Here is a 13,234-nt window from a genome sequence, read left to right on the forward strand (position 1 = left end):
CTGCTCGGCCTACCCCGCACGGGGAACCCCAGTTGGGGCATGCTCGGGATGTGCCTTTGCCCAGTTCGGTACAAGCCCGAATCCACGCCGACTACACCAGCGCGGACAGACAGACCGCGACCGCGTTGTTGCCACACGAGGACGAACTGCCACTGACGCCGCCCTACGAAAGCGTCCTCCTGGCGATCCTCACTCTGGCCCAGGGCGACCTCGACGCCTTGCGCCACTACGCCGACAGCGCCCGTTCAGACTGGCGCGATGTCCTGTACTGGTCCTCGACGCCGCCGGACCCGGACGGGCCCAAGACGTATGAGGAACTCCGGCAACGCCTCGGCCTGCCACCCGAATCAGGACAACTCTGAGGCGGACGCTGCCCACACGAGGTGTGGCGTGGTGTTGGTCCGCCCTCGCACGTACATCAGCGCATTCTCCGGCTCGGCCAAGGCGTACTGGTTCCGCCCGTCGACCGTGATCATGTACGCACCTGTGTCCAGTGCCATTCCCCAGGCGACGATCTCAGCCTCGACCAGCTCACCGAACTCAAGCACGACCACGAACACCCGCGGCGCCTGATCAGCGACGATCGCGGTGATCAGCGAAGTGAACTGCGTGTCGTCAGTGGACCGTTCCGTGGCGTTGGACATGAATGATCTCCAGACAGGTACACGATGGTTGTCAATGAAGCAGGACGCCAGACCAACGGTAAGTCCACGTCAGCCCGCGACTCCAGAAGTTTGCTCTATTTTGCTTCGGTCGGCCAGTCACCGATTCGTGCAATTGACAGGTATTCCTTGACTCGTAACCATCAGAGTCGCTGAGCAAAATGGCGCACATACATGAAAGGGTACGACCATGCGGCTGACTTTCCTGGGCAAGGCGACTCAAGGTGGCGGCTCGCCCACGTTGTTCACCACCGACCGCGGAACCTACGTGGTGCAGGGCTGGAAGGTTCCAGGACGAGCCGACCATGTGGAAATCCCGCAACGGCTCCTGAAACATCTGGAAGACGGCACATTCCTGGGCGCCAGGCTCGTTGACAGCGGCCGAGGCGGATTCACGTTGTCCGGCAGGCCGGTCACGGACCCCGAAGCACTTTCCCAGATGGACATACCTGGACACGAAACGTGCGTGGAAGTGCCGGAGAACAAGGAGGTTTGGTTCGGTGGAGCTGCTGCAAGGTGAGGCTTTCGACGGCTTGTTCCGTTCCTTCGAGCGGTCCGCGTTCCATCTGGAAGTGCAGGACAGCTACCACACCTCCGAGGAGTCCGGCCCGTTCCGGCTCTTTCTCACCGGCGCGCCGGACGACTTCGCCTGGCACCAACCATGGCTGGACCTCATCCGCAATGCCACCAACGCAGGCAAGAGCGTGACCCGCGCTCGGGTGGTGACCGTTCCGCACGGCGATTACACCCGATGGGGACTTGCCGTGGCGGATCACAACATCGCCGCCGGCGAGGACATCCGTTGGCTACCGCGCCATCGCATCGATTCCCAGGACCTCACAACAGACGATTTCTGGCTCTTCGACGACCGCTTGGTGGTGTTCACCGTCTTCGAACCCGACGGCCAGTTCGCGGGCGGCGCTTCCACGATCGATCCCATGATCGTCGCCCATTGCCGGTCAGTGCGAGACCGTGTGTGGGCGGCGGCGGTCCCGCACCACGAATACGTCTCCGCATAAGCTATCCCTGTGACCAGCTCGGTTCACCAAGCACGCGAAGCGCTCGGCCACCAACTCCGTGACATCCGCAAGGACGCCGGGCTCACCGGAGTGCAGCTCGCCGCACTCGCCGACTGGCACAGCTCGAAGGTGTCCAAGATCGAATACGGCAAACAGACACCGACCGAACAAGACATCCAGGTCTGGTGCCGCCACGCGGGTGCGGCCGAACGCGTTCCCGACCTCATCGCAGCCGTTCGACACATCGAGACGATGTACGCCGAATGGAAACGAACTCTCGGCGCAGGAACCAAAAGACGTCAGCAAGCGCAGCGCGCCCTTGAGGCACGAACCCGCCTTATGCGCTGGTACGAACCCGTGCTGGTCCCAGGCATCCTGCACACGCCCGAATACGCGGCGGCCGTACTGCGGCGGGTCATCGACTTTTACCAGATCACGGACGACCTCGATGCCGGTGTCGCCGAACGCATGGAACGGCAGCAGGTTCTCTACCGCGGCGACCACCGGTTCCACTTCGTCATCGCGCAGCAAGCCCTGTCCACCATGGTCGGCGGACCTGACGTGATGCTCGGACAGCTCGACCGGCTCCTGGTGGTCATGTCACTGCCGCGCCTGACGCTCGGCATCATCCCCGGACACGCCGACTACAGAGTGCCGACCAATCAGTTCATCATGTACGACGACAAACTGGTGCACGTGGAGACCATCTCGGCTGAGCTCACGGTCAGCCAACCCAGAGAAATCGCGCTCTACGCCAAGGCGTTCGAAGCAATCAGCCAGCAAGCGGTCTACGGGAAAGCCGCACGAGCACTGATCACGGGAGCGCTCGGGAACCTGTAGGTCAGGACGACAGTTCGAGGGCCTTGCGCATGGCTTCGCGGGCGCGGCGGCGGTCGCCGGCGATGTCGTAACCGTGGGCGAGGCGGAACCAGGCTCGCCAGTCCTCCGGCGCCGCTTCGACTTCCAGGCGGCGGTCCTCGAACCAGGCGTCGGCGGCCTTGCGGTCGATGCGGCCGGAGGGCATGCGGGGCAGGTCGGACGTGTCCGGCAACGTGCCTTCGTCGGCCAGGCGCTGGGCCAGCCGCTCGGTGCGCAGTCCGAATCGGACTGTCGCGACGGCGACCCAGATGCCGATCAACGGCAACAGCAGAACACCGATACCGAGGCCGATTCCCACCCCGGTACCGGTTTCCAGCAACGCGACGGCCCGTCCGGTCAGCAGGACGAAGTACACCGCCAGCACTGCCGTCAGCAGCAGTGCCGTAGTCCGCGCGGACAGCCTCACAGGTCCATCAGCTTGTCGAGGCCGACGACCAGGCCGGGACGGTCGGCGATCGACCGCACCGCCAGCAGCACGCCGGGCATGAACGAGTTGCGGTCCATCGAGTCGTGCCGGATCGTCAGCGTTTCGCCTTCGCGGCCGAACAGGATCTCCTCGTGGGCGATCAGGCCGGAGAGCCTGACCGAGTGCACGCGGACGTCATCGACCAACGCGCCGCGGGCGCCGTCGAGTTCCTGGGTCGTGGCGTCGGGCGACGGGCCCAGCTCTGCCGCCGCCCGTGCCGCGCCGATGATGCGGGCGGTGTGAGCGGCGGTTCCGGACGGGGCATCGGCTTTACGAGGGTGGTGCAGCTCGATGATCTCCGCCGACTCGTAGTACTTCGCCGCCAGCCCGGCGAAGTGCATGGCCAGCACCGCACCGATCGCGAAGTTCGGGGCGATGACCACGCCGACCTCAGGCTTGGCCGACAGCCAGGAAGCCACCGTTTCCAAGCGCTCGGCGGTGAAGCCTGTTGTGCCGACCACGCTGTGGATGCCGTTCTCCACCGCGAAACGGAGGTTGTCCATCACCGCGTCGGGGTGCGTGAAGTCCACGACGACGTCCGCGCCGGTGATGTCGGAGATCGCGTCGCCGACGTCGACCTTGGCGAAGATCTCCATGTCCGGCGCGGCTTCGACCGCACGGCACACTTCGGCACCCATCCGGCCCTTCGCGCCGAGCACGCCAACGCGGATCGTCATCGCAACACCTCGTGAACTTCGACCGGCACATCGTCGGCGTGATCGTACGGGCCGACGACCGCCGCCGCGATCGGACGGGACAGCAGTTCCTTGGCCAGCAAGGCGATATCCTCACCGGTCACCGCGTCGATACGGCCCAGCGTCTCGCTGATGGTCAGGTAGTCGCCGTACGTCAGCTCGCCCTTGCCGATCCGCGACATCCGGGAACTGGTGTCCTCCAAGCCAAGCACCAGACCACCACGCAACTGTCCCTTGCCGCGCGCGACCTCGGCGTCGGACAGGCCCTCACGAGCGACCTGTGCGAGCACCTCACGGATCACCGTGGTGGTCTCGCCGAGCCGGTCCGGTTGCACGCCGGCGTAAACCGACAGATGCCCAGTGTCCGAATAGGACGCGACAGACGAGTAGACCTGGTACGCCAGGCCGCGCTTCTCGCGAATCTCCTGGAACAGCCGGGAACTCATCCCGCCGCCCAGTGCCGCGTTCAGCACGCCCAGCGTGAACCGCCGCTCGTCGTGCCGGTCCAGGGCACGCACCCCGAGCATGAGATGCGTCTGCTCAGTGTCCTCCGTGTGCACGACAAGCTTTGGCGACGAAGGAATCCGGGCACGCCCCTTGCGCGGCGCGATCGGAGCGACATCACCGACCAAGCGGGCCTTGAGAGCCTTACGCACCAAGCGAAGCACGTCGGCGTGCTTGATGTTCCCGGCGACCGCGAAGACCATCCGCGGCAACGTGTAGCGGCGCTTGTAGAAGCCGTACAACGCGTTGCGGCTCAACTCGGTGATGGACTTCTCGCTGCCGAGCACCGGACGGCCGAGCGTGTGATCCGGCAGCAGTGCCGCACAGAACGCGTCGTGCAGCAGGTCTTCCGGGTCGTCGTCGCGCATCGCGATCTCTTCGAGCACGACGCTGCGCTCGGTCTCCATGTCCTTCTCGGTGCACAGTGCCTCGAAGACCACGTCGCACACCAGGTCCACGGCCAACGGCAGGTCCTCGTCGAGGACGTGCGCGTAGTAGCAGGTGTGTTCCTTGGCGGTGAACGCGTTCAGCTCGCCGCCGACCGCGTCGATCTCCTCGGCGATCTGCTGCGCACTGCGCCGCGCGGTGCTCTTGAAGAGCAGGTGCTCCAGGTAGTGCGCGGCCCCGGCGACGCTCGGCTGCTCGTCCCGGGACCCGACCGCGACCCACATGCCGACCGAGGCCGACCGCACACCGGGCACGTGCTCGGTCACCACTCGCAGGCCACCGGGCAGCAAGGTCCGACGGACCTCACCGGCGTCGGTGCGTTCCAACGTGCGAGTGGTGCCGGGCTTCTGCAGAAAGCCGCGGGCAGAGCCCGCGGCTGTCGTACTGCGAACCGTCACGTGGTCGCGGGCTCCTCTGCCGATGCCTTGTCGTCCGTGCTGTCCTTGGCGGACTCGTCGGCCTTCTTCTCGGCGTCCTCGTCCTTGACCAGGACCAGGCTGATCTTGCCGCGCGAGTCGATGTCGGCGATCTCCACGCGGAGCTTGTCGCCGACCTTGACCACGTCCTCGACCTTGCCGATGCGCTTGCCGTTGCCCAGCTTGGAGATGTGCACCAGGCCGTCCTTGCCCGGCAGCAGCGAGACGAACGCGCCGAAGGCGGCGGTCTTGACAACCGTGCCGAGGAAGCGCTCGCCGACCTTCGGCAGCTGCGGGTTGGCGATGGCGTTGATCTTGGAGATCGCCGCCTCGGCCGACGGGCCGTCCGCCGCACCGACGTAGATCGTGCCGTCGTCCTCGATGGAGATGTCGGCGCCGGTCTCCTCGGTGATCGAGTTGATCATCTTGCCCTTCGGGCCGATCACCTCGCCGATCTTGTCGACCGGGATCTTCACGCTGGTCACGCGCGGCGCGAACGGGCTCATCTCGTCCGGCTTGTCGATCGCCTCGGCGATCACCTCGAGGATGGTCAGCCGGGCGTCGTACGCCTGCTTCAGCGCGGCGGCCAGCACCTCGGACGGGATGCCGTCGAGCTTGGTGTCCAGCTGCAGCGCGGTCACGAAGTCCTTGGTGCCCGCGACCTTGAAGTCCATGTCGCCGAAGGCGTCCTCGGCGCCGAGGATGTCGGTCAGCGCGACGTACTCGGTCTTGCCGTCGACCTCGTCGGACACCAGGCCCATCGCGATGCCCGCGACGGGCGCCTTGAGCGGCACGCCGGCGTTGAGCAGCGACAGGGTGGACGCACACACCGAGCCCATCGAGGTGGAACCGTTGGAGCCCAACGCCTCCGACACCTGGCGCAGCGCGTACGGGAACTCGTCCCGCTTGGGCAGCACCGGCACGATCGCCCGCTCGGCGAGCGCGCCGTGGCCGATCTCGCGGCGCTTGGGCGAGCCGACCCGGCCGGTCTCACCGGTCGAGTACGGCGGGAAGTTGTAGTGGTGCAGGTACCGCTTGGTGGTCTCCGGCGACAGCGAGTCGATCTGCTGTTCCATCCGCAGCATGTTCAGCGTGGTGACGCCCAGGATCTGGGTCTCGCCGCGCTCGAACAGCGCCGAGCCGTGCGCCCGCGGGATCACGGCGACCTCGGCGGACAGCTGACGGATGTCGGTCAGGCCACGGCCGTCGATGCGGACCTTGTCCCGCAGGATCCGCTGCCGGACCAGCTTCTTGTTCAGCGAACGGAACGCCGCGCCGAGCTCCTTCTCGCGGCCCTCGAACTCCTCGCGCTCGCCGACCGTCTCCAGCACACCGGCCTTGACCTCGTCGATCGCGGCCTCGCGCTCCTGCTTGCCCGCGATGGTCAGCGCCTCGGCCAGCTTCTGGGCCGCCGCGGCCTCGACGGCCTCGTAGGCGTCCGGCTGGTAGGCCGGGAACACCGGGAACTCGGCGGTCTCCTTGGCGGCGAGCTTGGCCAGCTCCTGCTGGGCCTCGCAGAGCGAGCGGATGAACGGCTTGGCGGCCTCCAGGCCCTCGGCCACGACCTGCTCGGTCGGCGCCGGGGCACCGTCGCCCACCAGGTCGATCACGTTCTCGGTGGCCTCGGCCTCGACCATCATGATCGCGACGTCGTCACCGACGATGCGGCCGGCGACGACCATGTCGAACACGGCCTTCTCCAGCTGCGTGTAGGTCGGGAACGCGACCCACTGGCTCGCGCCGTCCTCACCGGGGATGAGGGCCACACGCACGCCCCCGACCGGGCCGGAGAACGGCAGGCCGGCGAGCTGGGTGGAGGCGGAGGCGGCGTTGATCGCCACGACGTCGTACAGGTCCTGCGGGGCCAGGCTCATCACCGTGACGACGACCTGGATCTCGTTGCGCAGGCCGTCGACGAACGACGGGCGCAGCGGCCGGTCGATCAACCGGCAGGCCAGGATGGCGTCGGTGGACGGGCGGCCCTCACGGCGGAAGAACGCGCCGGGGATGCGGCCGACCGAGTACATCCGCTCTTCGACGTCGACCGTCAGCGGGAAGAAGTCGAAGTGCTCCTTCGGGTGCTTCGACGCGGTGGTCGCCGAGAGCAGCATGGTCTCCTCGTCGAGGTAGGCCACGACGCTGCCTGCTGCCTGGCGAGCGAGGCGGCCGGTCTCGAACCGGACGACGCGCTTGCCGAACTTGCCGTTGTCGATCACGGCAGTGGTCTCGTGGACCCCAGGTTCCTGGGAGTCAGTCATGTAGTTGTTTCTCCTCGTCTTACGGGCCCGCGGCCGGAACTTCCGCCGTCGACGCGGTGTGGACGAGGCCGGTCTTCGATCGAAGCCCCCGGGTCTCCTCTTTCCCGCCCGGAAGCCACTACCGAGGACCGGCGCAGATTCTGCCCCGTCCGCCAAGCCCTGTCGTCTTGTCAATGTGCGGAGGGGGAGCAGCCGCCTGGCCGCTCCCCCTCCCAAGCTCACCTGCGGAGGCCGAGCCGCTGGATCAGCGACCGGTACCGCTGGATGTCCACCTTGGCCACGTAGTTGAGCAACCGGCGGCGGCGACCCACCAGCAGCAACAGGCCGCGGCGGGAGTGGTGGTCGTGCTTGTGCTGCTGAAGGTGCCGGGTCAGGTCACTGATCCGCTTGGTCAGCAGCGCGACCTGAGCCTCGGGTGATCCGGTGTCCGAGTCGTGCAACCCGTACTCGCCGAGGATCGTCTTCTTCTGGTCGGTGGTCAGCGCCACGCGTGTTTCTCCTTGTTCGTGTACATGTCCCGTGAGGACGCCTCGTCGAGGCGTTAGTCGGTACCAGCCGCCACGGACCGCAGCAGGACCCAACTACGAAGGGTATCAGGGCCTACGCACACGCAGGCAACCGAGCGGGCACCACACGCTCGGAACAGTCAGTCCACCAGGCGATGTCCATTCTACTGAATCGAGGTGGCCGGACGCTCGTGCCGGTTTTCAGTAGCCTGGCGCGATGGTCAGTGCACTGCTCGCGTTCGCCGGCGTGGCCCTGCTCGCCACGCTGGTGCCCGGCCCGGACACGGCCGTGGTGATCAAGAACTCCGTCGCCTCCGGCCGCCGGGCCGGGCTGCTGACGGCACTGGGATGCAGCACCGGTCAACTGCTGTGGGGAGCGGCCTCGATCGCCGGGATCGCCGCCGTCCTGGCGTCCTCTGTGGTCGCCTTCGCCATCGTCAAGTGGGTGGGCGTCGCCTACCTCTGCTACCTGGGGATTCGTGCGTTGGTCGCGGCCTTCCGCGGCTCCGGGGCGCCTGCCGCGCCGCAGCCGGGACGGGCCACGCGCAACGCGTACCGCGAAGGGCTGCTGACCAACGCCCTCAACCCGAAGACCGCGCTGTTCATGTCCGCGTTGCTGCCGCAGTTCCTTGAGCCTGGTTCGTCCCTTTTGTTCGCTTTCACCTTGGTCGTCACGACCGGTCTGGTGAGCTTCGCGTTCATGGCGGCGTACGCCGTCGGTTTCTCCACGATCGGACACGTGCTACGGCGACCACCCGTACGACGTGCCATCGACGGCGTCATGGGTACGGTGCTCGTCGGCTTCGGGGCCAGGTTGGCCACAGAGTAGGCGTGGGGGTTAACCGGGTCGTACGTCGTCCCAGGTTGCGCCAAGGTGATGGGCATGTTCACCAGACGCACATGGGCTGAGCTGCTCTACGTGCTCGCCTGCCTGCCGATGTGTGTCGCAGGGCTCGTGGTGATGCTCGTGCCGCTCCTGGTCGGCACGGCGTTGTCCATCACGTTCGTCGGGTTGCCGATCGCCGCGCTCGGTGTGCTCATCGCGCGCGGCCTCGGCAACACCTACCGCCGCCTGGCCGGGTCCCTGCTGGGTGTGCGGGTCGCCAAGCCCGGCCCACCCGCGCCGAGGCGTGGCGTCGTCCCGGCGGTGCTGATCAACGCGGCCAGCTGGCGTTCGGTGCTCTACGTCGTGCTGAAGGCCCCGGTCGGGCTCGTCACGTTCGTCGTTCCCGCCTTGTTCTGGGTGTACGGCCTGTTCATGCTCACGCACGTGACGTACTGGTTCGGCCTGCCCGAGAAGCTGAGCCTGCCGTTCAGCGACATCCGCATCGACACCTGGCCCAACGCCGTCCTGTTCGCCGTGGCCGGAGCCGCCCTGCTGGTGGCGGCGCCGCACGTGACGCACGGCGTGCTGGTGCTCGACCGGCTGCTGGTCCGGGGCCTGCTCGGCCCGACGACCCTCAGCCAGCGGGTCCGTGACCTGGAGGAAACCCGGGCGCACGCGGTCGACGACGCCGCCGCACGACTACGCCAGATCGAACGGGACCTGCACGACGGCACGCAGGCCAGGATGGTCGCGCTGGCCATGCACCTCGGCATGGTGAAGGAGGAACTGGCGGGCGACCCCGATCTCGTGCTGACCCGCAGACTGGTCGACCTCGCGCACACCAACGCCAAGGAGGCGTTGGTCGAGGTCCGTGACCTGGCCAGGGGAATCCACCCGGCCGCGTTGGACAAGGGACTGGACGCCGCACTGGCCACTGTGGCCTCCCGCAGCCCGATCCCGGTCACGTTGGACGTGCGGCTGGAGTCCCGTCCGCCGCAGGCGATCGAGATGATCGCCTACTTCTGCACGGCCGAACTGCTGACCAACATCGCCAAGCACTCGCAGGCGACCGAGGCGTCGGTCACGATCACCGGCCCGGGACCGCGGATCGAGGTGACCGACAACGGGATCGGCGGGGCGTGCGTGAAACCCGGCGCGGGACTCGCCGGACTGCGTGAACGTGTGGCCACAGTGGACGGCACGCTGACGCTGAGCAGCCCGCCGGGAGGCCCCACCACGGTCGTGATCTCATTCCCGGCATGAGGATCGTCATCGCCGAGGACAGCGCCGTGCTGCGGGACGGCCTGTCGCTGCTGCTGACCACGCGCGGCCACGAAGTGCTGGCGACCGTCAGCACAGGCGAGGAACTCCTCGCCGCGGCCACCGAACACGTCCCGGACATCGCCGTGGTCGACGTGCGCATGCCGCCGACGTTCACCGACGAGGGCGTCCGCGCGGCGTTGGCCGTACGCAAGTCGCACCCTTCGGTGGGCCTTTTGGTGTTCTCCCAGCACATCGAGACCCGGTACGCCGCCGAACTGCTGGCCGGCGGCGCGCGGGGCGTCGGCTATCTGTTGAAGGACCGGGTGGCGGACGTCAGCGACTTCATGTCCGCGTGCGAACGGATCGCGGCGGGCGGCACCGTGCTGGATCCCGAAGTGGTGACACAGGTTCTGGGCGCGAGCAGGCATGCGCAGGACTTGTCCGCGCTGACGGCACGGGAACGCGAGGTGCTCGGGTTGATGGCCGAAGGCCGCACGAACACCGCCATCGCGAAGACGTTGTACGTCACCGAAGGCTCAGTGGAGAAGCACATCAGCAGCATCTTCGCCAAGCTCGGCCTGCCGCCGTCGGACACCGACCACCGCCGTGTCCTGGCCGTCCTGCGCTACCTGTCCGGCTGAAGATCTGCCGTCGTCACAGCTGTCTCAAGCGCGTGGAGTGACACGTACCGTTGCCTTTGCACGAACGCAGAGCCACGACCAGTTCCGGCATGCGGCAGCGCACCGCTCAACTGCCGATGAGCGGGATCTCCCGGACGGGACAGCAAGAACACCTGGTATCGGCCATCCGTCCAGGTGTCGGCAGTCTGCCTGATGACGTTCGCGATCTTGCGGTCGAATCGGTCTGTTGACTCCAGCAACCGGGCAGCCTCTTCCAACGTCCACTCGATGTTGTCCCGCCGATGAAGGACAGCTGGAACGTCCGGCTTGATCTCTCGATCGGCGTAGAAGGCCACGCGCTCGACAGGCTGGAAGGCTCGACCTGCCTGACAGATGAACGCACGGCACTCTTCGTAGAGCGGCCAAACACGCTTTGCCGGTACGACAACGGTGTCATCCACTCTGACCGGCCGTTGAGCGTATACGGCCATCACGTCACTACACCGCCCGATCCACTTCGCGGCATTGGTGTCTATGAACGCGGCAAGCTCAACGACTTGCCTGACCTCGAACGGCATGTCTACGTTGATCGTCGAATCATGATGGGCGAGTCGATTGCGGAACCTCCGAACCCGCTCGACGGCGACCGAGACCTGCTTGCGCTTCCCCGATGAGTACGGAAAAGCCTTGTGCAAGCAGTCCCGCCAGAGTTCCTCGTATTTCGGACCGAGCAATCCCGACCAGAATCCGAAGCTCAATCCGGCGATGATCTGGTGCCGCGATTCCTTCCCCTGTGCTCTTAGGCCGTGTATCAAAGCCCCGTTCGCGATAGTCGGGCCGGATGCGGCCCCTGGCGCCACTGCGGAAACGCCCAAAGACAACCAGTATTCGCGGCGTTCCCGCAGCGACGCCAGGAACCACCCCACCGAGCCGACTCCGGCCTCCGGCCGGGGCAGACTCTCATCGAACGGGGACATCGATACACGGCCTAGCCACTCACGCACGACAGCCACCGCCTCAGCCACGTGGTCTCCACCTGGCGTGGGCAGGAGGAACCATGGGATGCCACATTGCTCTTCACGGGAATGCAGCCGAAGACAGTGGTCAAGGGCGTTGCGGAGCAGCACCTCGAGGTGTCCGACGATTTCGAACGCAGCAGCTGACGTGCGAGCACTCCACTCGTACAACTCGAGTGCCGCTTGCTTCTCTCCGGCTGCCGCTCGGAGGTAAGGAGCCATCCGTGGCTCAGAAAGCATGTCCCATACGGCGGGCACATCGAACTCGACGGACGACATAGCGGGATGCTAGTGTCGGAAGCGAACGCCCCAGTGTCGCCTCTGTTGCAAGCGCCTGGGGCTTCTTCATGCCTTCCCGCCCCTGTTCTGCCTGCTCGCGGACGGTACACGGTCGTGTCGCATGGATGCGTCATACACCGATCTGCCATCGCTGGCGCAGCCACAAAAAGATCAGGTTCACCCGATCCGGTGAGCACTGCCGATGTGGACAGCGCCCATCACGCCGCAAAGCGGACTGACGTGTGGCATACGCGTTTCATCATGCCGGGGTCCTGTGCCGCGCCGACAATGGGTTGATGACGGACACGGTGCGGGTGGGTGCGCTCGTTTTCGCTGCGGTACTCCAGGTTTTCGCCGGAGTCGTCGGTGGCGCCGGTTTGTGGGGTGAGTCCGTAGGTGTCGTCGCGAACTCGTATCCCACGCTGATCCTGCCTGGCGGGACCGCCTTCTCCATCTGGTCCTTGATCTACGTCGGTTTCGCCGCCCTCGCCGTCCGGCAGGCGGTTCAGCGCAGCCGTGATGTGCATCGGCGGACGGGGCGGTGGTTGGTCGCGGCGGGTCTGTTGAACGCGACCTGGGTGCTGCTGTTCACCAACCGGCAGTTCCTGCTGGCCCAGCTGGTCATCGTCGGGCTGCTGGCGTGCCTCACCATGGCGGCGTTGCGGCTACAGCCCGCGAACGGCTGTGCTGACCGGCTGCTGCTGCACATCCCGGTGATGGTCTACCTGGGTTGGGTGGCTGTCGCGACGGTCGCGGGTGCGGCCACGACGGCGGCGGCGTTCGGGGCGGCGCCGGGGACTGCCGTCGCGATCGCCGCGCTTCTGCTGACCGGTATCGCCGCTGCTCTGGCCGCACTGCGGCTGCCCGCGGTGGTCGGATTCGCGGCCGCGGTGTGCTGGGCGTTCGCGTGGATCGCCGTGAACACGTCGACAACCTGGGTCCTGGTGGCCGCCTTGGTCGCGATCGCCGCCGTGGCCGTCACTGTCGTGATCCGGATCGAGGGCAGGTCGAACCGGTCCACCGCGGCCTGGGGTTGATGTATATGCCCCATGAGCTATATTCCTCGCATGGCATCTATATTCGAGGTGCTCGCCGAGCCGAGTCGCCGGGAGATCCTCGATCTGCTGCGCACGGGGGAACGTCCGGTCGGTGACCTGGTGGAACGGCTGCGGCTGACCCAGCCGACGGTGTCCAAGCACCTCAAGGTGCTGCGGGGCGCCGGCCTGGTCGAGGTCCGGCAGGACGCGCAACGCCGGTGGTACCGGCTGCGCCTTGAGCCGCTCACCGAACTCGACGCGTGGCTGGAGCCGTACCGGCGGATGTGGACGTCCAGTTTGGACGCCCTGGAACGACACCTGGACACGATGGAGGACTGACC

The 13,234-nt window shown here is 66.6% G+C and carries 15 protein-coding genes; 8 read left to right on the forward strand and 7 right to left on the reverse strand.

Annotated elements, in window-relative coordinates; translation table 11 throughout:
* Positions 1-50: 50 nt before the first annotated feature.
* A complete protein-coding gene (locus GC106_RS04240; protein WP_173124458.1) occupies positions 51-362 on the forward strand; it encodes a hypothetical protein in 312 nt (103 codons plus the stop codon).
* On the opposite strand, the gene GC106_RS04245 is transcribed toward GC106_RS04240, so the two are convergent.
* The gene (locus tag GC106_RS04245; protein ID WP_173124460.1) at positions 348-644 is read right to left on the reverse strand and encodes an RNA-binding protein; all 297 of its coding nucleotides are present in this window, start codon (positions 642-644) and stop codon (positions 348-350) included. The two genes, GC106_RS04240 and GC106_RS04245, sit on opposite strands and share 15 nt — an antisense overlap.
* Before the next feature lie 518 nt (positions 645-1,162).
* Between GC106_RS04245 and GC106_RS04250 the strand changes: the two genes are divergently transcribed.
* Together GC106_RS04250 and GC106_RS47515 are read left to right on the forward strand one after the other, a co-directional pair.
* Positions 1,163-1,681, forward strand: a complete 519-nt coding sequence (locus GC106_RS04250; RefSeq protein WP_173124463.1) for a DUF6879 family protein — start codon at positions 1,163-1,165, stop codon at positions 1,679-1,681.
* A gap of 9 nt (positions 1,682-1,690) precedes the next feature.
* A complete protein-coding gene (locus GC106_RS47515; RefSeq protein ID WP_173124465.1) occupies positions 1,691-2,521 on the forward strand; it encodes a helix-turn-helix domain-containing protein in 831 nt (276 codons plus the stop codon).
* 1 nt (position 2,522) lies between these two features.
* On the opposite strand, the gene GC106_RS04260 is transcribed toward GC106_RS47515, so the two are convergent.
* The 5 genes from GC106_RS04260 to rpsO all read right to left on the reverse strand — a co-directional run bounded on the left by GC106_RS04260 (position 2,523) and on the right by rpsO (position 7,834).
* A complete protein-coding gene (locus GC106_RS04260) occupies positions 2,523-2,960 on the reverse strand; it encodes a hypothetical protein (protein WP_173124733.1) in 438 nt (145 codons plus the stop codon).
* 2 nt (positions 2,961-2,962) lie between these two features.
* Positions 2,963-3,703, reverse strand: coding sequence for a 4-hydroxy-tetrahydrodipicolinate reductase (dapB, locus tag GC106_RS04265; protein WP_173124467.1), 741 nt, complete (start codon positions 3,701-3,703; stop codon positions 2,963-2,965).
* Entirely contained in the window at positions 3,700-5,070 is a 1,371-nt protein-coding gene (locus GC106_RS04270) for a M16 family metallopeptidase (protein WP_312872402.1), read from the reverse strand. Before GC106_RS04270 ends, dapB begins: the two co-directional genes overlap by 4 nt.
* The gene (locus GC106_RS04275) at positions 5,067-7,346 is read right to left on the reverse strand and encodes a polyribonucleotide nucleotidyltransferase (RefSeq protein WP_173124469.1); all 2,280 of its coding nucleotides are present in this window, start codon (positions 7,344-7,346) and stop codon (positions 5,067-5,069) included. The genes GC106_RS04270 and GC106_RS04275 overlap by 4 nt, the downstream gene beginning before the upstream one ends.
* Positions 7,347-7,564: 218 nt before the next feature.
* Positions 7,565-7,834, reverse strand: coding sequence for a 30S ribosomal protein S15 (gene rpsO / locus GC106_RS04280; protein WP_033381097.1), 270 nt, complete (start codon positions 7,832-7,834; stop codon positions 7,565-7,567).
* A gap of 235 nt (positions 7,835-8,069) precedes the next feature.
* Here rpsO and GC106_RS04285 point away from each other — a divergent pair, with 235 nt between their 5' ends.
* From GC106_RS04285 to GC106_RS04295, 3 genes are read left to right on the forward strand one after another with little or no spacing between them, the layout of a single operon-like run.
* Entirely contained in the window at positions 8,070-8,681 is a 612-nt protein-coding gene (locus tag GC106_RS04285; RefSeq protein ID WP_173124471.1) for a LysE family translocator, read from the forward strand.
* A 54-nt stretch (positions 8,682-8,735) separates the two neighbouring features.
* Positions 8,736-9,941: a sensor histidine kinase gene (locus tag GC106_RS04290; protein WP_246364631.1), complete on the forward strand. Its 1,206-nt coding sequence runs from the start codon at positions 8,736-8,738 to the stop codon at positions 9,939-9,941.
* On the forward strand, positions 9,938-10,582 hold the full coding sequence (locus GC106_RS04295; protein WP_173124475.1) for a response regulator transcription factor: 645 nt from the start codon (positions 9,938-9,940) through the stop codon (positions 10,580-10,582). Before GC106_RS04290 ends, GC106_RS04295 begins: the two co-directional genes overlap by 4 nt.
* On the opposite strand, the gene GC106_RS47520 is transcribed toward GC106_RS04295, so the two are convergent.
* The gene (locus GC106_RS47520; RefSeq protein WP_246364632.1) at positions 10,567-11,856 is read right to left on the reverse strand and encodes a hypothetical protein; all 1,290 of its coding nucleotides are present in this window, start codon (positions 11,854-11,856) and stop codon (positions 10,567-10,569) included. The two genes, GC106_RS04295 and GC106_RS47520, sit on opposite strands and share 16 nt — an antisense overlap.
* Before the next feature lie 296 nt (positions 11,857-12,152).
* On the opposite strand from GC106_RS47520, the gene GC106_RS04305 reads away from it, so the two are divergent.
* Positions 12,153-12,893 carry a TspO-related membrane protein gene (locus GC106_RS04305; protein ID WP_173124477.1) on the forward strand — a complete coding sequence of 247 codons (741 nt, stop codon included), beginning with the start codon at positions 12,153-12,155 and terminating at the stop codon, positions 12,891-12,893.
* Positions 12,894-12,923: 30 nt separating this feature from the next.
* Positions 12,924-13,232, forward strand: a complete 309-nt coding sequence (locus GC106_RS04310; protein WP_173124479.1) for an ArsR/SmtB family transcription factor — start codon at positions 12,924-12,926, stop codon at positions 13,230-13,232.
* The last annotated feature ends 2 nt before the right edge of the window (positions 13,233-13,234 follow it).

Source organism: Kibdelosporangium persicum (assembly GCF_013280595.1).
GTDB classification, from domain to species: domain Bacteria; phylum Actinomycetota; class Actinomycetes; order Mycobacteriales; family Pseudonocardiaceae; genus Kibdelosporangium; species Kibdelosporangium persicum.